The organism is Kocuria sp. MNB10 (assembly GCF_054073685.1).
The window spans coordinates 1,296,833-1,316,560 of sequence record NZ_CM133411.1; the positions used below are offsets into that span (position 1 = coordinate 1,296,833).

Consider the following 19,728-nt stretch of genomic DNA (forward strand, 5'->3'; position numbering starts at 1 on the left):
GGTCGGGGATCGCGCTCTGATCCGTGCGTCCCAATGGCTGTCCACAGGGGTTGTCCACACCTGTTAACAACTTACAGATGTGTAATTCCACAACTGTGAACACCCCTGTGGATACCGCGACAGTGCGCTAGGACTGCCCCGTAGGGGACATGTCGATCGCGATATGCACAAGGTTCTCCACACCTGTGGATAACTTTCGTGCACGGGGTGGGGACAGTTCACGATCGTGACCTCACCCACACGTGTGCGGGCTCGTGAATAAATCGCGCGTGCACCGTGTTGTACTGATCCTGTGCCCGCCCGGGTGCTGCCCGAATGGTCCGCCCGCGCGGTTCACCCGCTACGAGCGCCTGCGCGGTGCGCTGTCATAGGCCACGGACCGATCGCCACGGTCTCTGCGGCCACTCGCCCGCATCCCTCTGGGGAGCCCCACCTGCGAATCCTCGAAAGGTCGCGCGTCCATGTCCCAGTTGACCCCCGCCCGTCGCAGACTCGCGCTGTTCGCCCTGGCCCTGGGCGGTTTCGGCATCGGCTGCACGGAATTCGCGTCCATGGGACTGTTGCCCCAGATCGCCCAGAACCTCCTGCCCGATCTCTACGGTGCGTCCTCCGAGACCGGGATCGCACGCGCCGGGTGGCTCGTGAGCGCGTACGCCATAGGTGTCGTGGTCGGGGCCCCGGTCATCTCCTTCTTCGCCGCGAAGTCCTCCCGCACCACGATGCTGCTCGTGATGGCCGCGGCACTGCTCATGGGCAACCTCGCCTCGGCAATCGTGCCCACGTTCGAGTCCCTCCTGGTGATGCGGTTCCTCGCGGGTATTCCCCATGGCGCATACTTCGGTCTGGCGTCCCTCGTGGCCGCCACCGTGATGGGTCCGGGGAACCAGGCCAAGGGTGTGGCACTCGCTTTATCGGGGCTCACGGTCGCCAACGTCGTAGGTGTCCCCGTGATGACGGCGGTCGGTCAGGCCTACGGCTGGCGCATGGCATACGTCGCGGTGGCCGTGGTCTTCGCGGTCACTGCGATCGGCGTGTGGCTGACCGTCCCCCACCAGGACCGGGTGGTCGGAGCGAGCCGGCGCCGTGAACTGCGGGCGTTCCGGCTGCCGCAGGTGTGGATCGTTATGGGGATCGCGGGGATCGGTTTCGGCGGGTTCTTCGCGATCTACAGCTACCTCACCCAGATGAGCCGTGAGCTGGCGGGGCTGTCCGGCGCCGGCATCCCGTGGTTGCTTGCGGTCGTGGGAATCGGCATGACCCTGGGCAACATCCTGGGCGGGATCAGCGCGGACCGCAGTGCCCGGCGCACCATGGCCGTGGGTTTCCCGGCCCTCACCGCGGCACTGTTGCTCGTGGGGGCGCTCGCGGGATCCCCCGTGGGGATCTTCGTGGCCGGGTTCTTCATGGCACTGGCCAACTCGTTCATCATGCCCAGCATCCAGAGCTGGCTCATTACGGCGGCGGGGCCCGCCCAGCTCATGGGCGCATCGCTCAACCACGCGGCGTTCAATGTTGCCAACTCGATCGGGGCCCTACTGGGCGGTGCGGTGATCTCCGCCGGTTTCGGCTACCGCTCCCCGGCCCTCGTGGCGGCCGCGCTGGCCGTGATCGGAGGTCTCCTCGCGCTCGCGGGTGTCAAGCGCCAGAAGGCGGACCGGCGGCGTCGGCTCGAGGCCGGCCTCCCGGTGACGGCCTCGCAACAGGCCGTCTGACGCCCCACCCGCGCTCCGCGGACACCTGGCCCGCGCTTTACTGGACCAGGAAGTGGCCCACCAGCAGGAACTCCCCGGCGTCCAGGAGCATGAGCATCGCCGCGAGGCCCAGCACCGCGGTGACCAGCCGGTTGACCCACGGGGACACGGCGGCCCATGCCCTGCGCATGACCCGGGAAAACCGCTGCTGTTTCCCCAGGATCGTCAGTAGCATCAGAAGTGTCAGGGGGAACTGACTGATGAGGGACCACGCGATCCATCCGGCCACCCCGTGGGACGGGGGTTGTGAGGCGGCGGTGGCCACGTGCACGTCGAACGGGAGATCGAAGATCACGATGCCCACGAAGACCACCGCGGTCACGTACAGGGCCCACGGACTCGTGGCGGGCTTCTCCTCGGGGGTGTCGCGGCCCCGGGAGCGCCGCGCCGCCACCACCCGCCACACGGCGTAGCCACCGATGGCCAGGGCGAGGACCAGTTCGATCCCCGCCGAGATGCTGCCGTGGCGGAGGAGTTCCCCCAGTTCACGCGCTGCAGACCGGGGCCCACGAGCAGGGTCAGGGTCATGCCCCACGCGGCGGTGCCGCCCAGCAGCACCGCGGCGGAGCCCATGATGTGCCGTTTCCGGATCCCCGCGCCCAAAGCTGCCGCGAAGATGAGCATGGGCGCGGGGTCGAAACCACCCAGGGCCGTGAGCAGGACGCTGAGCGCGTATTCCTGGGTGTTCATCTACGCCGTGCCGGTCAGGAGCTCACGGGCGCGAAGGCCGGGGACGTGCGGCCGAGCCATTCGAGGGACGGATCCAGCTGGGCCTCCCACAGCGCCACGCGGTGGCCGCCGCTCTGTGAGAGGTTGGACACCAGGGTCGTGGGCGGAGATACCGACGCCGCGAACTTGCGCACCGCGTCGACCGAGATGGTGTCCTCACCGCCGGAGAAGAACCAGATCTTCACGTCCGGTTTGTCCCGGGCCACGACCGAGGCCAGGTCGTAGGAGCGAGGATCCGTGGTCTTCCACTGCTGGCCCTTGCTGTACGTGGGGGCGAAGTACCCGGCCAGGTTCACGCTGCTGGCCCAGACGTCCGGGTGACGCACGGCGAACATGGACGAGCACCAACCACCGGCGCTGTAGCCCAACGTGCTCCAGGCTTCCCGGTCCGTGGACACCCGTAGATTGCCGCGGATCCACGAGACCACGTCCTTGCTCACATAGCTCTCCCACTGACCGTTGTTGCTGTCCACGCATTCGGTGTCGTTGTTACCGGGATAAACGTTCGGGATCACCACGATGGCTTCCCGCATGGCGCCGCTGTTGACCCGCGAACGAATGTGCTGGGCGATGTCCATGGCCTTGGTATAGGTCTTCACGTCCCCGGGGAAACCGGTGAAAGCGGTGATCACCGGATACGCCCGCTGCGGTTGTGTCATGTAGGACGGCGGTAACCAGACGGTGGCTTCCTGCGTGATGCCGGATTGCGGTCCGTGAATCTTCAGATTCACCCACTGCCCTGACGTGTTGTTGGGATCCATCTGGGACCCGAAGAACGCGTTCTGCGTGGGGTTCGTCTGCATGGCGTTGAACGCCCGATGCGGCAGGTCCTTGATGGGCTTGGCCGCCGCGGCGGTGGCACCCACATCCGTGACGGCCACCTGGCCGCCACCGTCGGAGAGTAGGTCCCCCCAACTGGAATACCACTGGTTGTCCATGTTCATCTTGAGGAAGATCCCCACCAGCACCAACAGGGACACGAGCGCCACGCCCACGAATTGCATCACGTACTTGAGGATTCCCGGCCGGCGTTGCCGCGGCAGCACCACGACGGTGAATGCCAGCGCCAGGAAGGCCAAGGTCACGGTGATGATGAACAGGGGCCACCCGTTCAGCTCGAAGAACGCCATTGCGAATTGCTCGTTTCCAGAGATTCCCCACGTATCTTGTGTGCAGTACGAAGCCCGGCGGAATAAGACATAACCAATGGGTAGCCGCACGGAAAAACAGCATAGGTACATCGGCGCCGCGCGCTACACTCGCCGGGCCCGTAAGGGGAAGTTGATGGTTGACGCCCAGCTCGCGCACGGTTGCCGTGTGCCCGAGCTCAGCACCACCACGCCGGCGCAACGGCGGTGGGCGAGGATCCTCACGTGGGTCTTCGCCGTGGCCACCCTCGTGGGGGTGGTCCTGCTCCTGCTGCACTGGGTGGTGCGCATCAATCCGCTGCCCACCCTGCTCTTCGGGACCCTCAACATCCCCGTGGCGCCCTCGCTCGTGTCCGTGGTGGTGCTCGGGTTGCTCACCGGTGCGCTCGTGCGCCGCAAGCGCATTGCGCTGGTCACGGTCGCGATCACCCAGATCGTGGGTGTGTTGTGGTCCGTGTTCCAGGAGGTCCTGCGGGCAATGGGCCCCGAGGTCCCCAATCACGGGCCCATCCCCTCCGTGGTGTTCGTGACCCTGGACGTCGTGGCCATCGTGGTGGGCATCGCCGCGCTGTGCCTGCTGTGGTGGTTGCGCCCGGCGTTCCCCGCGCGCACGGCCCCGCGCGGTGCGATGGCCGCCCTGGGGACCCTCGTGGGCGGTGTGATCCTGACGATCATGGCCACCCACGCGGTGCTACTGGTCACGACGAACTCGGCGATCGACGACTGGAACGTCCTCGCCCAGGCCCTCGTGCGCAGCCTCGGCTGGGCGGGCCCCCGGCGACACTTCCACGGCACGGTCCCGCCGTGGCTCCCCGAACTGACCTCCGTGTCGCTGGCCCTGACGATCGTGCTCGCGGTGCTGATCTTCCTGCGCTCGTCCTCCCGTGCGGCGTCGTGGCGGCCCGGGGACGAGATCGCGGTGCGCTCGCTGCTCGCGCAGTACGGTGACGAGGACTCCCTGGGGTACTTCGCGACCCGCCGCGACAAGATCTCGGTCTTCTCCGTGGACGGACGCGCATGCGTCACCTTCCGGGTGGTGGGTCAGGTGGCGATCGCCTCCGGTGACCCGGTGGGGGACCCCGCGGCGTGGACGAACGCCGTGGAACGCTGGCTCGCGCGCACGCATCACTACGGCCTACTCCCGGCCGTCACCTCGGCATCCGAACGGGGTGCACGGGTGTATGCCTCTCAGGGAATGAGCGTATTGGTCATGGGGGACGAGGCCGTCCTGCATCCCGACCGCTTCTCCCTGGCCAACTCCTCGATGACCGCGGTGCGCCGGGCGGTGCGGCATGCGCGCCGGGCCGGGCTCACGGTGGAGATCGCCCGGCACGAGGACCTCGACCCGCAGGAGCTCGAGCGCATGGGGCGGCTCGCGGACGAGTGGCGCGGGAACGAACCGGACCGCGGGTTCTCCATGGCGCTCAACCGCTGGGGGGACCCGGCGGACGGTCGCTGCATGCTCGTCGTCGCCCGCGATCGCGACGGCGCGGCGCTGGGCCTGCTCTCGTTCGTCCCGTGGGGTCGGCGCGGACTGTCCCTGGACGTGATGCGGCGCAGCCCCCAGGCGCCGAACGGCACCACGGAACTGATGGTCTCGGAGCTCATGGACTACGGGGCGTCCCACGGGATCCGCGAGGTCTCCTTGAACTTCGCGATGTTCCGCGGGGTCTTCGAGGACTCCGAGAAGCTCGGTGCTGGTGTGATCACCCGCTTCAACTCCTCGGTGCTGGGTTTCATGGACCGGTTTTTCCAGCTCGAGAGCCTGTACCGGGCCAACGCCAAGTACCTGCCCGAGTGGGTACCCCGCTACGCGTGCTTCGACGGCTTCCTGTCCCTGCCCCGCATGGCGGCCGCCACGGCCCAGGTGGAGGGGTTCCTGCCCGCGGTGTTCGTGCGCACGGGGTCACAGCCGCAGCTCGACGCCGAAACACTCGCCGCGGTGCGCGCGATCGACCACGAACCCGCACCCAGGCGCGTCCTGGCCCCCAAGCGCTCGCAGCAGACCCGCCACCGCATGCGGCACGCGCGTGCCCTGGCCCACGCGGGGATCGACCCTTACCCTGTGGGTCTTGCGGAGGCCGAGCCCCTCGCTGCGGTGCTCGCGCGCCGGGGCGACGCCGCGGCGTCGTCGGCCGTGCGCACGAGCGGGCGCGTCCGCAGGTTCCGCGACTTCGGAGGCGTGGGTTTCCTGGACCTGACCGACGGCGGCGCGACCGTGCAGGTGCTCGTGGACCGCGAGCGCGTGGACGCGTCCTGGGCGGCGATCCGGCCCAACCTGGACGTGGGTGATCTCGTGGTGGTGGACGGGCACTGGGGTGTGTCCCGCACCGGCACGGAGTCCGTGCTCGCCGAGCGGGTGACGATGGCCGCGAAGGCGCTGCAGCCCGTCCCGTTCGGCAGTTTCGAGAACCCGGAACAGCGGCTGCGCAAGCGGTCCATGGACCTCCTGGTGCACCCGCGCGGGATGGACCTGTTGCGTCAGCGCTCGCTCGCGGTGGACACCGTGCGCCGCGTGTTGACCGGGCAGGGCTACCGCGAGGTCGAGACACCGGTGCTGAACACGGTGCACGGTGGGGCCTCGGCGCGCCCGTTCCGCACGTACATCAACGCGTACGGGATGGACCTCACGCTGCGGATCGCACCCGAGCTGTACCTCAAGCGACTGCTCGTGGCGGGCAGCGGGCCCATCTTCGAGGTGGCCCGCAACTTTCGCAACGAGGGCGCGGACGCGACCCACAACCCGGAGTTCACCGCGCTCGAGGCGTACCACCCGTTCGCGGATTACACGGTCATGCGCGAGCTGACCGAGACGATGATCAAGACGGTGGCCCAGGCGTTGCACGGTACCCAGGTGCTGCCCCTGTACGACGTGCACAACCCCGACGCCGCGCCCGTGCTGACCGACGTGTCCGGGCCGTGGCCCGTGATCGCCGTGACGGATGCGGTGAGCAAGGCGGTGGGACGGCGGATCTCGATCGAGTCGGACTTCGAGACCCTGCTCGCAGTGGCCGCGCAGCACGACGTGGTGATCGGTCCGGGCATGGGCCCCGGGGCGGTGCTCGAGAGCCTCTATGAGGAGCTCGTGGAACCGCACACCGTGTTCCCCACGTTCTACTGCGACTTCCCGGAGGAGACCTCCCCGCTGACCGCACCCCACCGCTCCGATGGCGGGCTCGTGGAACGCTGGGACCTGGTGGTCAACGGCATGGAAGTCGGTACGGCGTACTCCGAGCTGACCGACCCGGTGGTCCAGCGCCGCCGGCTCACGGAGCAGTCGCTCAAGGCCGCCGCGGGGGACCTCGAGGCCATGCAGGTGGACAATGATTTCCTGGACGCCCTGGAGGTGGGCATGCCCCCGGCCGGTGGCATGGGGATCGGGCTGGACCGGTTGGTCATGCTCATGACCGCCACGACCATCCGCGACGTCCTGAGTTTCCCGTTCGTGAAGCCGCAGCAGCCGTGATCGCGCCCCGCGCGACCCCGGTTGCGGGCACACCGCGGGACGAACGAGCTACCCCGGGCGAGCGCCGTCGTCCGGGGAGGAACAGGACCGTGGTGCGCGGCACCCGGCCCACGAGGAGAAGAGTGGGTCACCATGACGCTTGAACTGCTGCACACCGCGGGAACGCTGATCCCGCAGCTGCCACCGCTAGGCGATCCCGCCCAACTGCTCGAGCAGCTGGGGCCGTGGGCGCTCGCCGGGACCACCCTGATGGTGTTCGTGGAATCGGGGCTGTTGTTCCCGTTCCTGCCCGGGGACTCCCTGCTGTTCACGGGTGGACTGCTGCACGAGGCGTTGCAGGTCCCGCTGTGGCTCATGATCCTGGTACCGTTCATCGCGGCGGTCGCGGGGGACCAGGTGGGCTACTTCCTGGGTAACCGGTTCGGCCGGCGCTTCTTCTCCGACGACGCCCGGTTCCTGAAGACCTCCTACCTCAACCGCACGGAGGACTTCTTCCTGCGCTACGGCGGCAGGGCGATCGTGCTCGCGCGCTTCGTCCCGATCATCCGCACGTACGTCCCGCTCGTGGCGGGCACGGCGCGCCACCCGTACCGCCGCTTCGTGGGGTGGAACGTCCTGGGTGGCTTCCTGTGGGTGACCATCATGGTGGTGGCCGGGTCCCTGCTGGGCGGGATCCCGCTGATCCGTGACCACGTGGACCTGATCGCGATCCTGATCGTGGTGATCTCGGTGATCCCGGTGGCCCTGCAGATCCTCAAGGGGTTCCGGGACCGGGGGCCGCAGGAGAGTGCTACGGGACGATCGTGAACTTGACGTGGCCGTCCCCGCCGCGTTCGACGATCCGCAGCACCTCGCCGGCCTCCTCGAACGGGTATACGGGGCCCAGGCAGTAGTCCACGGTCACCTCGCCGTCGTGGATGCGGCGCACGGCCTTGTGGAAGGATACGAGACCGGGCTCGGACCGGGCGGCCACGGAGGCCAGTTCCTCGTCCGGGACCCGGACCGTGTGCGCCCCCAGCTCCCGGGCGATCCGCAAGCGTGATTCCTGCTTGTCCGAGACGATCACCTGCTCGAAGCCCCGGCGCAGCGCGTCCTGGAGGAAGAACAGATCCGCGAAGCCCGCACCCATGATCACGCACGTGCCCGCGTGGCCTCCGGGGTCGGTCACTGCTCGGTCAAGATGATCCCCTTCTCGAGGACATGGGTTGCGCGCACGATGACTCCTCCACGGCGGGGACGGACAGGCTTCCGTCCTCACCGTATGGCACCGGTGTGGTCCCCGTGACAACGTACCGGTAACCTGTGCGGGTGAAACTTCCCCGGGCCCTGCGGCCGTTCTCGTCACGTGCGTACACGGTGCTCGCCGTGGCCATGTGCATGAGCGTCTTCGGCTCCGGGTTGTGGGCCGTGGCCCTCGTGGCGCGGGTCATGGCGCTCGGGGGTTCCGCAGTGCAACTGTCCCTCGTTATGGCCGCCGGCGCGGTGGGCATGGTGTGCTTCGTGCTGCTCGGCGGGGTCACCGCGGACCGCCTGCCCCTGGGACTTATCCTGCGGTGCGTGGAGGTCACCAACCTGGTCACGGCGTTGACCATCGTGATCCTCACCTGGACTGACACCCTCGCGCTTTGGCACCTCGCGCTCGCCGCGTTCGTCTTCGCCGGCACCGTGGGGTTCTTCTACCCCGCCTACTCCGCGGCCCTGCCCAGGATCCTGCCGCCCGATCAGCTGCTCGCGGCCAACGGCGTGGAGGGCACGGCCCGCCCCCTGCTGCAGATCGCGGCCGGGCCCGCGGTGGGCGGGGTCCTCACGGGCCTGGCCCTCCCGGGGGCGTCCGTCCTGGCGATCGCGGTGTGCCACGCGATCGCGCTGTCCTTCATGCTGCGGTTACGGATCCCGGAGCGCGAGGTCACCGGACCGATCCCTGCGGTGGACACCGCCCGGCCCTCCGTCCTTCGCGATCTTGTGGACGGGTTCCGGTACTGCGTGCGCACCCCGTGGTTGCTGTGGACGCTCTTGTGGGCCATGAGCGCGGTGTTCCTGTTCATCGGCCCGCTCGAGGTGCTCGTCCCGTTCCTGGTGGTGGACCGGCTGGGCGGATCGCTCGCGAGTTACGGCGCCATGCTGGGGCTGTACGGCGTGTCCACGGCCGTGGGCTCGAGCATCATGGCATCAGTGCAACTGCCCCGCAAGTACCTCACGACCATGATCTGGCTGTGGGGTTTCGGCACCCTGCCGTTCGGTCTGGTGGGTGGCACCGACTCGTGGTGGGTCATGGCGGCGGCGCTGTGCATCTTCGGGGCCACGGGTGGCGCGGGTCAGGTCATCTGGGGCACGCTCCTGCAACGGCGGGTGCCCGGGCACATGCTGGGGCGGATCTCGTCCCTGGACTTCTTCGTTTCGCTGTCCCTCATGCCCATCTCCATGGCCGTGGCCGGACCCGTCTCGCAGGTGCTGTCACCGGAAGCGATCTTCTGGGGCGTCGCACTGCTGACCCCCACGCTCGGCGTGGTCGCGGTCGTCGTCGGGCGGATGTACCGGGATCAGGCCGCCCACCCCTTGCGGTGATCCTCGCGCGCGTGTCCTGAACGGACGACGACGCCGCGGTGCCCCTCCCTGGGGACGGGCGACGCGGCGTCGTGACAAGTATTTATATCGGGATCAGTATGCCTTGTTGCGCTGCTGGACGACCAGGTGGATCAACGCGAACGTGTGGTCCCCGTCGATCGCCTTGTAGGCCTGCTCAAGCGCCCCGGGGATCTCGGACTCGCGCTCCACACGCACGCCGAAACCGTGGAACGCCGTGGCCATGGCCGCGAAGTCCGGGTTTTTCAGCTGGGTCCCGGAGACGTGACCCGGGTAGTGCTGTTCCTGGTGGGTACGGATGGTGCCGTACTCCTGGTTGTCCATCACGATGACCAGGGGAGTGGCGCCGTACTGCGCGGCGGTCGCGAGTTCCTGGCCGTTCATGAGGAACTCGCCGTCCCCGGCGATCGAGATCACGCGGCGGCCGGGGTAGTTCAGGGACGCCGCCACAGCGGAGGGGATCGAGTAACCCATGGAGCCGTTGCGCGCGGAGATCATGGACGCGTAGCCGTTCGTGGGGAAGTAGCGGTGGGCCCAGTTGGTGTGCTCGCCCGCGCCGAAGGTGACCATGGCGTCCTCGGGGAGGGTCGCAACGAGGTTCGCCATCATGGTGTCCATCGAAGCCGGGCCGTCCGCGGGGGAGGCGTCCTTGGGGGTGGAGAAATCCACCTGCTGCTGACGCATCCGCGCGCACCAGTTCCGCCACACGTCCGAGACGGGCAGGTTCATGCGCACCAGGTCACGCACGAACACGTCCGGCTTGGCCACGATCTGGTAGGTCACCGCGCCGGAACGCCCGCGCATGGAGGGGTCCATGGTCACGATGAAGTTCTTCTTGGTCCAGTCCTGGCGCACCAGGAAGCCGTTGGTGATCACATCACCGGGGACCGTGCCCACGAACACCAGCAGGTCGGTCTCCTCCAGCAGATCGTGGGTGGGCTTGGGGCGGCCGTAACCGATGGGTCCCACGTACGAGGGGGAGTCGAACGGGACGGTGCCCTCGCAGCGCCACTCCGCGGCGGCGGGGATGTGGTGTTCCTCGAGCCACGCGGTGAAATGCTGCGCGCCCTGCGAGGTCCAATCGTTACCACCGAAGACAAACAGGGGCTTCTGGGACTCCTTGAGCGCGGACTCGAGGGCCTTCCAGTCCTCCACGGTCATCCCGCCGCCGGCCACCGGGATCTCCGGGTGCACCGTGGGTTCAATTTGCCGGGTGATGATGTCCTCGGGCAGGCCCACCACCACGGGCCCCGGACGCCCGGAACGCGCGGCGAACATGGCCTCGGCCACGTACTCAGAGGCCCGCTCCGCGTGGTCCAGGACCATCACGCGCTTGGCCCCGGAGGCGAACCACTGATGCGGGTCGAACTCCTGGAACGCTTCCTTCTCACGGTGCTCGAACGGGATGAGTCCCACGAACAACACCATGGGCGTGGAATCCTGCCACGCGGTGTGCAGGCCCACGTGCGCGTTGGCTGCGCCGGGACCACGGGTCACCATGGCCACGCCCGGGACGTCGTTCATCTTCCCGTCCGCTTCTGCCATGTACGCGGCGCCACCCTCCTGACGGCACACCACAGTGTCGATGGGGGAGTCGTAGAGCCCGTCCAGGACGTCCAGGTAACTCTCGCCGGGAACCACGTAGGCGCGCTCGACCCCGTGCGCCGCGAGGGAATCCACGATCACGTGGCCCGCGGACTTGCGTCCTGAGGTCGAGGAGTCGGTGTGCTGCGTCATGGGAGGCTCTCTTTTCGTCGTTGAATGTGTCGTGCTTCCCGGGCCCCGATGCCCGGGCAGCGGCAAATCTGTCTTGAAAATACCCGAACACCGGACCCCTACCGGTATTACGACGAGCTGTTATCACGGCCTTGAACCCGGTGTGACGATGCCCCGGTGCGCGTGTAACGCGAACCGGGGCATCGGGACGGGGAGAGTGGGATCAGGCGTGCATGTCCTCGAGTTCCACGTTGTTGGTCTCCCGCACCATCTTGATGGTGAAGACCAGGGACACCAGCGCGAAGAACGCGTAGATGCCGTAGGTCAGTCCCAGCGAGAAGTTGGACAGTGAGGGGAAGGAGACGGTCACGGCCCAGTTGGCGATCCACTGCACCGCACCGGCCACGGCCAGCGCCGCGCCGCGGATGCGGTTGGGGAACATCTCACCGAGCAGGACCCACATGAGCGGACCCCACGAGACACCGAAGAACACGACGAACAGGTTGGCGGCGATCAGCGCCACGGGTCCGGCCACGGGGCCGAGCTCGGGGGTGAGCTGGCCGTCCACCATGACCTTGGTGGCAGTCGCGAACACCACGGACATCACACCCAGGGACAGGGCCATGCCGGCGGAGCCCAGGAGCAGCAGCGGTCGGCGCCCGATCCGGTCCACCAGGAAGATGGCCACGATGGTCACCGCCACGTTGACCACGGAAGTGGCCACGGAGATGGTGAACGAATCGGACTCCTTGAAGCCCACTGACTCCCACAACACGTTGGAGTAGTAGAAGATCACGTTGATGCCCACGAACTGCTGCAGGGCGGCCAGGCCGATGCCCACCCACACCACGGGCTTGAGCCCGGCCATGGAACCGCGCAGGTCCGCGAAGCGGGGCTTGCGTTCGTCGTCCACGGTGCTGCGGATCTTGGAAACGCGGGCGTCCACGGCGTCGTCACCGTGGATCCGGGAGAGGACGGCGCGCGCCTCGTCCGGACGACCCACCGAGACCAGGTAGCGCGGCGACTCGGGGATCAGGAACGCGCCGATGCCGTACAGCACGGCGGGTACGGCCATGACCAGGAACATCCAGCGCCACGCGGCCAGCCCGAACCACATCTCGTTGGCGGCGCCACCGGCCGCGTGGGCGAGCAGGGCGTCGATGAGCAGGGACAGGAAGATGCCCAGCACGATACCCATCTGCTGCAGGGAGCCCAGGCGTCCGCGCAGGTGTGCGGGGGAGACCTCCGCGATGTACGCCGGTGCGATCACGGACGCCACACCCACGCCGATACCGCCCACGACCCGCCAGAACACGAGCCATTCGATGGACTGCGTGAAACCGCAGCCGATCGCCGAGAGCAGGAACAGCAGTGCCGCGATCTTCATGATGGGGATGCGCCCCGTGCGGTCCGCGATGCGGGAACCGAAGAACGCACCCACGGCGGCGCCCAGGAGGGCCGCGGCTACCGCGAAGCCCAGGGGCGCCGGACCCACGTCGAACGTGGACTGGATGGAGGAGACCGCACCGTTGATCACGGCGGAGTCGTACCCGAAGAGGAGGCCGCCGAACGCGGCCACGGTGGTGATGCGAATGACCGCGCCGGTGTTCGTCTGATGACGCTCCGGCGAGTGTGCTTGCGCTGGATGGCTCATCCCGCAGCTCCCTTGCTGTATCGAAATTCAACGCTTCCCGCTCCCGGGCATCATGCGTCCCGTTCCGGGGATGTACCGGTCGAGGGGCCCGTACGAGGCGGGTTTTCGTCTCCTGGAACCAGCTCGTGGGACCAGGGAGGGCAGCTGCCGGGGAAGGACAGTGAACCCAGGGTAGGACCCAGATCACAAAATGTCCATGAGTCGAAGACAAATTTCCCGCGTGTCGTTTGCGGCGGCCGGCGCGCCCCGGACGTCTTAAACGGGGAGGGACGTCTCGGCCCGCGCACGGATGAGCGCACCCATGAGGTGCGCCCGGGCCCCGAGCTGCGCGGTGACGATCCGCAGCCCGGACACGCAACCGCGCACCGCGTAGCGCTGCACTGCGTCCCGCACGGGATCGAGCAGCAGGTCCTCGGCGCGCGCGAGCTCCCCGCCCACGACCACGAGTTCCGGGTTGAACGCATTGCACAGCTGCGCCACGGCGCCGCCGATCAACCGCCCGGTGTCCGTGATCACCCGGGTGCATCCGGGATCGCCGGCCAGCGCCTCCCGGACCACGTCACCCACGGATTCCACGCGCCGACCCGAGGAGGCCACGACGTCCAGCACGGTCTGGGAGGACACGAAGGTCTCGAGGCACCCTCGGTTGCCGCACCTGCACAGCCCCGCGCGTTCGTCGAGCGTCACGTGGCCGATCTCACCCGCGGACCCGGTGGCCCCGCGGTACAGCCCGCCGCCCAGGATCAGCCCGGCACCCACGCCGTGCGAGAGCTTGAGGTAGGCCATGTGAGCCGTCCCACGCCCCGCGCCGAGCGCGTGCTCGGCCACGGCCCCGGCGTTCGCGTCGTTCTCCACCACGGTGGGACAGCCCAGCGTCCCGGTGGCCAGCGCTCGCAGGTCCAGCCCGGCCCACGCCGGGAGGATGGCCTCCGAACCGAGGCCGCGGCACTCGGCGTCCACGGGCGCGGGAAGGGTGAGCCCCGCGCCCAGGATGCGCTGGGCGGGGACGTCGAGCGAGGTCCGCAACTCGTCCAGGATCTCTCGCGCCCCGGTCAGTACGTCCTCGGCGCGGTGCCCGGCCGGGAGGTCGATGCGCCGCTGCGCGCGGACGTCCAGGTTCAGGTCCGCCACGGCCACGCTCGCGTGACGGTGGCCCACGTCCAGGCCCACCAGGTAGCCGGCGCTCTCGCTGAAGTGCACGCGCTGCCCGCGCCGCCCGCCGTTCTCGGGTTCCATGGCGAGCAGGTCGCACGCGGTGAGCTCGTGGACGATGGACGAGACCGTCGACGGCGCCAGGGCCGTCTCCCGCGCGATGCTCGCCTGGGTCGCCGCACCCAGCTCGCGCACCGCGTCCACGACCCTGCGGCGATTGGCGAGGCGCAGTGCGGCCTGCGATCCCGGGGCGGGGGGCTGGGTGAATGGTGGCTGCGGCGAGGGCGGCTGTGTGGAGGGCGGACCGGCCCGGGCCCAAGGCTCTCGCGTGGAGTGCGGGGGCGGGGGTGTGGACGCCATCGTCTCTTCCCTTCTCGAATGTTTCTTGAGGGCTGAGTGTAGTCAGTGTTCGGGAAATGAACTTTTCGGGCGTCCCGTGACGGTGTCCGCGGCAGAAAAACCACATGACTGGATTTCCTATCCCCATCAAGGATATTCCAATCGACGCATGCAACCATAAAAAAGTGTTTTCAGATTAAGTGTTTCACGTGAAACCCCATTTCCAGCCCGCGGGGCACGGTGCGCCCGCGCAGCGACGCCGACCCTGGAACACCCCGGAACTCCGCATCACACACGCCACACCGCGTGCGACACGCCCACTTCAGGAATCGTTGAGTGTCTCGTGTCACCATTGACACATGACCTATCCGGCGCAGCACACTTCCCCCTCGCCGGGCGGGTCCCCGTGGCGGTTGCCGCAGTTGCGTCACCGAGTGGCCGTTCCCTTGGTCACGGTGTTGTTGACGGCAACCCTTGGGCGTCTGGTGGTGTTGTCACCGCAGATCACCCACGGGGAGACCGCGTTGCTCGAGGGGTTCTCCCAGCATCGCAACGTTCTTCTGGACGCGGTGGCCACCGCGGTGCAGTACGCACTGTCCAACGGCGCGGTGGTGTTGATCATCGCCGCCGTCATCGGGTGGCTGGCCGTCCTCAGACGCCGCCCCCTCGACGCCACCGGGTTCGGGATCACCGCCCTCGCCGGATGGGGTGCCGTGGGTCTGGTCAAAGTGTTCGTGGAGCGGCCGCGTCCCATGTTCCTGAGCGGAGAGGCCCTCGCGCCGGTCACTGGCTCCATGTCCTTTCCGTCCTCGCACACGGGTGCGGTCGTGGCGATCGCGCTGGCCATGGGTCTCGTGGCCTCCCGCCGTTCCTCACGGCGTCGGATCGCGCTGCTCGGCACGCTGGCCGTGGTGATCGTCGGGGCCGCCCGCATGTACTCGGGCGCGCACTACCCGTTGGACGTCCTGGCCGCCGTGCCCGTGGCCTGGGCAGGGGTCATCGCCGGGTGCACCCTGGCCAACAAGGTGGTGCCCGCTCTCGCCTTCGGGTTCTCGTGGCGTCAGGCCGGGGTGTCCCAGCCCGCACCCGCGACCATGCGCCGCGCCGGCTCCACGACGACAACCGCGCCCGCGCCGTCGTACCGGCCCGCGCGGGGCAGTACCGCTCTGGACGGCGCCGCGCAGCACGACGAGCGCACCGACCGCGCGGCCTGAGCGTCCTTTCCATCACGTACCACCGACGACGGCGGGCCGGACCTTGGGGGTCCGGCCCGCCGTTCCACGGGGCGATGGTTGGTGCCCGCGTGGTCTCTCCCCGTCAGGGCCGCCGGCGCGTGACGGGAAACTGTCGACGTCGCTCGCTCAGGCGGCGTCGTACCCCGCCTTCACACACAGCACAGGGCACCCGGCCTCGAGCAGCAGCCGCTGCGTGGTGGGGGCCATGATCAATTTGCCCACCGGGGTGCGCCGGCGGGTCCCGATCACGAGCAGAGCGGTCCGGTCGCGATCGGTGGCCTCGAGGATGACGTCCGCCGGATCGGCGTCGTGCGCCACGGGGACCAGCTCGTAGGACACGCCGCTCTCGTCGAGCGCGGCGCGGTCCTCCTTCACGGCGGCTTCGGTGTCCTCGGGGCCGGTGTGCCGCCCCCAGCGCTTGGTGTGATGGCCCTGGACCACCACGAGGTCCGCCGAACGCAGGGTGGCCTCGGTGATCCCGGCGCGCAGGGCGGCCCGGCCGGCGGGGGTGGGAAGGTATCCGACAACGATGTTCATGACGTCTCCGGGTCCGTGAGCGGGTGGGTGGGGGAGCGGACTCAGCGGTCCACGTCCTCCAGGTTGGCGAGGTCCTCGGGGCGCTGGAAGCGGGTGCGGCGACCCGTGAACAGGCGGGCGTACAGGAAGTTCAGCAACCACAGGACCAGGCCCAGGGCGATCAGGACGAGCGCGATCTGGTACTCGATGACGTCCTGGGCCCACGGCCCCAGCAGGAACGCGCACGTGATGGCGCCGAGGTAGGGCAGGACGCGCGGGGCGTGGAAGTAGTCGTGACCCTCCTGGGAGCGGCCGCGGCGCAGGATCACGGCGGCCACGTTGACCACGGTGAACACCGCGAGCAACAGCAGCGCCGTGGTGCCGCCCAGTGCCGCGGCGGTGCCCTTACCCATCGCGTTGTTCACCAGGATGATGAGCACCATGCCCAGCGCGGTGGTGAAGATGATCGCGGTCCAGGGGGTGCGGCGCCCGGGGAGCACCTTGCCCAGGAAGCCCGGGATCACGCCCTGCCGTGCCATGCCGTAGAGCAGGCGCGAGGCCATGAGCATGTTGATCAATGCTGTGTTGGCGACCGCGAAGATGGTCAGGAACGGATAGATGGTGTCGATCGGCAGACCGGGGGCGCCGATGCGCACCACGTCCAGCAGCGGGGTCGTGGACTGTCCCAATTCACCGATGGGCACGATCGCCACCGTGAACACGGACACCAGCACGTAGATCACGCCGGTGATGCACAGGCCCAGCAGCATCACGCGCGGGAAGTTACGCGTGGGGTCCTTGGTCTCCTCGACCATGTTGACCGAGTCCTCGAAGCCCACGAAGGAGAAGAACGCGAGGGACGTGACGGCGGTCAGGGCCAGGAACATGCCCTTGTCGTCCGAGGTCTCGAAGATGACCGTGCGGCTGAAGTCCGCGTTGCCCTGGGCCGCGGCCCAGAACCCCACCAGGATTACGATCAGCAGGCCGGTGAGTTCGATGCACGTGAGCACCACGTTGAGCTTGACCGATTCGGACACCCCGCGCAGGTTGATCAACGCGAGGATCGCCAGGAAGGCCACGGCCACGATGGTGATCCCCAGCGGGCCCACGTCCAGGTGGAAACCCTTGGCGAAGTTGGAGGCCACGGTGCTGGATGCCGTGGCGGCGGAGGTCAGTCCCGAGCACAGCACGGCGAACGTCACCAGGAACGTGAGGAAGTGGATCCCGAACGCCTTGTGCGTGTAGAGCGCCGCACCCGAGGCCCCGGGGTACTTGGTCACGAGTTCCAGGTAGGAGAACGCGGTGATCGTGGCCACCACGAACGCGATGAGAATGGGTGCCCACGCGGCGCCGCCGATCTCACCGGCGATGTTGCCGGTCAGCGCGTAGACGCCCGTGCCCAGGATGTCGCCCACGATGAACAGGAGCAACAGTCCCGGACCCATGACCCGCTTCAGCTCATGCCCGCCCCCCGAGGACGCGGGTGCCCCGGCGGCACCGGATGCGCCCGGTGTCCGGCTGTTCGCCGTGGATGCCGGGGTGGCACCCTTCGACGCTGATGAATCGCTCATGGTGTCCTCCGCGGATCGGCCTCGTGCAGCCGCTGACTGGCACCCGTTTCCGATGACATGGATGTGACCCGCGGCTCATGCGTACAGGTAACCCTAAAGGATGCGGTCCGGGTGGTGGGAGCACCGGAGGACCCGGCGCGGCGAGCCGCGTGGGGGAAAGGCGCGGGCGGCGTCGTCGTCCGGTACGACGACGCGCCCCGCACCCGCCGCTGCGGGTACGGGGCGCGCGCCCACGGAAGGGGAACTCAGCGGATGCCGCGCATGAGCCGCAGGATGGGCTTGGCGGCGAGCAACATGATGATGCCGAGCACGATGGTGATCGCGCCCATGGTGCCGAAATAGCCGACCTCGTTCTCACGGGAGTAGAAGCTCGCGAGGGAGCCGGACAGGGCGGTACCGAGGGCCACCGCGAGGTTGTTGAGGGCCACCATCTGCACCGGGAACTTCCGCGGGGCGAGTTTGGTGGACAGGGACAACCCCACGGGGGAGAGGAACAGCTCACCCATGGTCGCGAAGAACAGGACCAGGACGATCCACCCCACGAACACGGAGGCGGTGTTCGCCTGCGTGATGAACAGCAGGAACGCCACGCCGATCGCCAGCAGGGCCACACCGAACTTCACGGGGGTGCTGGGCTGACGGGTACCGAGCTTGGTCCACATGGCCGCGAACACCATGCCGAACAGGATGATGAACACCGGGTTGATGGACTGCACCCAGGAGGGCGGGAACTCGTAGCCCAGGAAGTTCAGGTTCAGGCGGGTGTCCGCGTAGATGGCGAGCACCGTGAACTGCTGCTGGAACAGGGCGAAGAATGCCGCGGTGGCGATGAACATGGGGATGAAGGCCAGGACCCGGGAGTGTTCCTCCGGGGAGAGGTCCTTGTCCCGGAGCATGATCGTGAACAACAGGATGGTCGCCACCAGCACCACGAGGACCACGGCGTCGGCCAGGTTGCCCGGGTTGAGGAGGCCCGTGAACAGCAGCACCAGGATGATCACCACGGCGGCCACGGCGATGCCGATCCACTTGCCGTACTGCGAGCGCGGCAGGGGGTTGGCCACGGTGTGCACGCTGGCGGGCAGGCCCTTGCGGGTGAGGACGTACTGGATCAGGCCGATCGCCATGAAGAAGGCGGCCAGGCCGAAGCCGAAGTGGAAGCCCCACGTGTTCCAGGCGAAGCCGGTCAGCAGGGGGCCCAGGAAGCCGCCGATGTTCACGCCCATGTAGTAGATGGAGAAGCCGGCGTCACGGCGGGGGTCCTCACGGTCGTAGAGGGTTCCCACGAGGTTCACGCACGTGGTCTTGAGGCCACCGGACCCCACGGCGATGCACAGCAGACCGATGGTCAGCCCGGCCACGCTGGGGATCAGGGCCAGGGCGATGTGTCCCGCCATGATGAGCACGGCCGAGGCGAGCATGGTGCGCTCGGAGCCGAGCAACCGGTCCGCGATCCAACCGCCCAGGATGGAACACAGGTAGACGGTGCCGCCGTACGCACCCACGATGCCCGCGGCGACGCCCTGGTCGATGCCAAGACCGCCGTCGGAGACCGCGTAGTACATGTAGTACAGCACCAGTGCTTGCATGCCGTAGAAGGAGAAGCGTTCCCACATCTCCACGGAGAAGAGATTGGCCAGCATTCCTGGCTGGCCGAAGAAGGATTTACGACCCGCGGGGTTGTGCGGGTCCACGTGTGTATTGGGAGCAACGGGCACGCTGCTGGCCTGGCCGCCGTCCGAAGTGTTGTGACTCATAACTCTCTATGATGCACCCGCGCGCCGGGTGCGGTGACCTTTGACGCCGTACGAACGTGCCCCCGGGGCCCTCTCGTGAGGGCCTCGGGGGCACGTTTCCGGGGCATGTTC

At 68.2% G+C, this 19,728-nt stretch carries 14 protein-coding genes; 5 read left to right on the forward strand and 9 right to left on the reverse strand.

What is annotated here, in order from left to right:
- Positions 1 to 461 precede the first annotated feature (461 nt).
- On the forward strand, positions 462 to 1,712 hold the full coding sequence (locus tag ACW9PK_RS05850) for an MFS transporter (protein ID WP_457017019.1): 1,251 nt from the start codon (positions 462 to 464) through the stop codon (positions 1,710 to 1,712).
- A 37-nt stretch (positions 1,713 to 1,749) separates the two neighbouring features.
- Here ACW9PK_RS05850 and ACW9PK_RS05855 read toward each other — a convergent pair whose 3' ends face one another.
- Both ACW9PK_RS05855 and ACW9PK_RS05860 read right to left on the reverse strand, forming a co-directional pair.
- Positions 1,750 to 2,286 (reverse strand): hypothetical protein, encoded by a 537-nt coding sequence (locus tag ACW9PK_RS05855; protein ID WP_457017021.1) that lies wholly within the window; start codon positions 2,284 to 2,286, stop codon positions 1,750 to 1,752.
- A gap of 169 nt (positions 2,287 to 2,455) precedes the next feature.
- A complete protein-coding gene (locus ACW9PK_RS05860; RefSeq protein ID WP_312794762.1) occupies positions 2,456 to 3,610 on the reverse strand; it encodes an alpha/beta hydrolase in 1,155 nt (384 codons plus the stop codon).
- A gap of 154 nt (positions 3,611 to 3,764) precedes the next feature.
- Here ACW9PK_RS05860 and lysX point away from each other — a divergent pair, with 154 nt between their 5' ends.
- Both lysX and ACW9PK_RS05870 read left to right on the forward strand, forming a co-directional pair.
- Positions 3,765 to 7,094, forward strand: a complete 3,330-nt coding sequence (gene lysX, locus ACW9PK_RS05865) for a bifunctional lysylphosphatidylglycerol synthetase/lysine--tRNA ligase LysX (protein ID WP_457017023.1) — start codon at positions 3,765 to 3,767, stop codon at positions 7,092 to 7,094.
- 132 nt (positions 7,095 to 7,226) lie between these two features.
- Complete coding sequence (locus ACW9PK_RS05870) at positions 7,227 to 7,901, forward strand: DedA family protein (protein ID WP_064845497.1); 675 nt, start codon at positions 7,227 to 7,229, stop codon at positions 7,899 to 7,901.
- Here ACW9PK_RS05870 and ACW9PK_RS05875 read toward each other — a convergent pair.
- A complete protein-coding gene (locus tag ACW9PK_RS05875) occupies positions 7,885 to 8,262 on the reverse strand; it encodes a hypothetical protein (protein ID WP_368835666.1) in 378 nt (125 codons plus the stop codon). The two genes, ACW9PK_RS05870 and ACW9PK_RS05875, sit on opposite strands and share 17 nt — an antisense overlap.
- Before the next feature lie 140 nt (positions 8,263 to 8,402).
- Here ACW9PK_RS05875 and ACW9PK_RS05880 point away from each other — a divergent pair, with 140 nt between their 5' ends.
- The gene (locus tag ACW9PK_RS05880; protein ID WP_457017026.1) at positions 8,403 to 9,659 is read left to right on the forward strand and encodes an MFS transporter; all 1,257 of its coding nucleotides are present in this window, start codon (positions 8,403 to 8,405) and stop codon (positions 9,657 to 9,659) included.
- A 93-nt stretch (positions 9,660 to 9,752) separates the two neighbouring features.
- On the opposite strand, the gene ACW9PK_RS05885 is transcribed toward ACW9PK_RS05880, so the two are convergent.
- From ACW9PK_RS05885 to ACW9PK_RS05895, 3 genes are all read right to left on the reverse strand, one after another.
- The gene (locus tag ACW9PK_RS05885) at positions 9,753 to 11,414 is read right to left on the reverse strand and encodes a thiamine pyrophosphate-dependent enzyme (protein WP_457017028.1); all 1,662 of its coding nucleotides are present in this window, start codon (positions 11,412 to 11,414) and stop codon (positions 9,753 to 9,755) included.
- 202 nt (positions 11,415 to 11,616) lie between these two features.
- The gene (locus ACW9PK_RS05890; RefSeq protein WP_457017030.1) at positions 11,617 to 13,047 is read right to left on the reverse strand and encodes a sugar porter family MFS transporter; all 1,431 of its coding nucleotides are present in this window, start codon (positions 13,045 to 13,047) and stop codon (positions 11,617 to 11,619) included.
- 255 nt (positions 13,048 to 13,302) lie between these two features.
- Entirely contained in the window at positions 13,303 to 14,559 is a 1,257-nt protein-coding gene (locus ACW9PK_RS05895) for an ROK family protein (protein ID WP_457017032.1), read from the reverse strand.
- A gap of 338 nt (positions 14,560 to 14,897) precedes the next feature.
- Between ACW9PK_RS05895 and ACW9PK_RS05900 the strand changes: the two genes are divergently transcribed.
- The gene (locus ACW9PK_RS05900; RefSeq protein ID WP_167317875.1) at positions 14,898 to 15,752 is read left to right on the forward strand and encodes a phosphatase PAP2 family protein; all 855 of its coding nucleotides are present in this window, start codon (positions 14,898 to 14,900) and stop codon (positions 15,750 to 15,752) included.
- Between the two features lie 147 nt (positions 15,753 to 15,899).
- Here ACW9PK_RS05900 and ACW9PK_RS05905 read toward each other — a convergent pair whose 3' ends face one another.
- The 3 genes from ACW9PK_RS05905 to ACW9PK_RS05915 form a co-directional block, all read right to left on the reverse strand.
- On the reverse strand, positions 15,900 to 16,310 hold the full coding sequence (locus tag ACW9PK_RS05905) for a universal stress protein (protein WP_064846944.1): 411 nt from the start codon (positions 16,308 to 16,310) through the stop codon (positions 15,900 to 15,902).
- 41 nt (positions 16,311 to 16,351) lie between these two features.
- On the reverse strand, positions 16,352 to 17,860 hold the full coding sequence (locus ACW9PK_RS05910; protein WP_457017037.1) for an APC family permease: 1,509 nt from the start codon (positions 17,858 to 17,860) through the stop codon (positions 16,352 to 16,354).
- A 245-nt stretch (positions 17,861 to 18,105) separates the two neighbouring features.
- On the reverse strand, positions 18,106 to 19,617 hold the full coding sequence (locus ACW9PK_RS05915) for a peptide MFS transporter (RefSeq protein ID WP_085108195.1): 1,512 nt from the start codon (positions 19,615 to 19,617) through the stop codon (positions 18,106 to 18,108).
- Between the last annotated feature and the right edge of the window lie 111 nt (positions 19,618 to 19,728).

What these genes read in the sequence shown, in the direction of transcription:
- ACW9PK_RS05850 (WP_457017019.1), top strand. Translation starts at nt 462, where the DNA reads ATGTCCCAGTTGACCCCCGCCCGTCGCAGACTCGCGCTGTTCGCCCTG.
- ACW9PK_RS05860 (WP_312794762.1), bottom strand. Translation starts at nt 3,610, where the DNA reads ATGGCGTTCTTCGAGCTGAACGGGTGGCCCCTGTTCATCATCACCGTG.
- lysX (WP_457017023.1), top strand. Translation starts at nt 3,765, where the DNA reads ATGGTTGACGCCCAGCTCGCGCACGGTTGCCGTGTGCCCGAGCTCAGC.
- ACW9PK_RS05870 (WP_064845497.1), top strand. Translation starts at nt 7,227, where the DNA reads ATGACGCTTGAACTGCTGCACACCGCGGGAACGCTGATCCCGCAGCTG.
- ACW9PK_RS05885 (WP_457017028.1), bottom strand. Translation starts at nt 11,414, where the DNA reads ATGACGCAGCACACCGACTCCTCGACCTCAGGACGCAAGTCCGCGGGC.
- ACW9PK_RS05890 (WP_457017030.1), bottom strand. Translation starts at nt 13,047, where the DNA reads ATGAGCCATCCAGCGCAAGCACACTCGCCGGAGCGTCATCAGACGAAC.
- ACW9PK_RS05895 (WP_457017032.1), bottom strand. Translation starts at nt 14,559, where the DNA reads ATGGCGTCCACACCCCCGCCCCCGCACTCCACGCGAGAGCCTTGGGCC.
- ACW9PK_RS05900 (WP_167317875.1), top strand. Translation starts at nt 14,898, where the DNA reads ATGACCTATCCGGCGCAGCACACTTCCCCCTCGCCGGGCGGGTCCCCG.
- ACW9PK_RS05905 (WP_064846944.1), bottom strand. Translation starts at nt 16,310, where the DNA reads ATGAACATCGTTGTCGGATACCTTCCCACCCCCGCCGGCCGGGCCGCC.
- ACW9PK_RS05910 (WP_457017037.1), bottom strand. Translation starts at nt 17,860, where the DNA reads ATGAGCGATTCATCAGCGTCGAAGGGTGCCACCCCGGCATCCACGGCG.
- ACW9PK_RS05915 (WP_085108195.1), bottom strand. Translation starts at nt 19,617, where the DNA reads ATGAGTCACAACACTTCGGACGGCGGCCAGGCCAGCAGCGTGCCCGTT.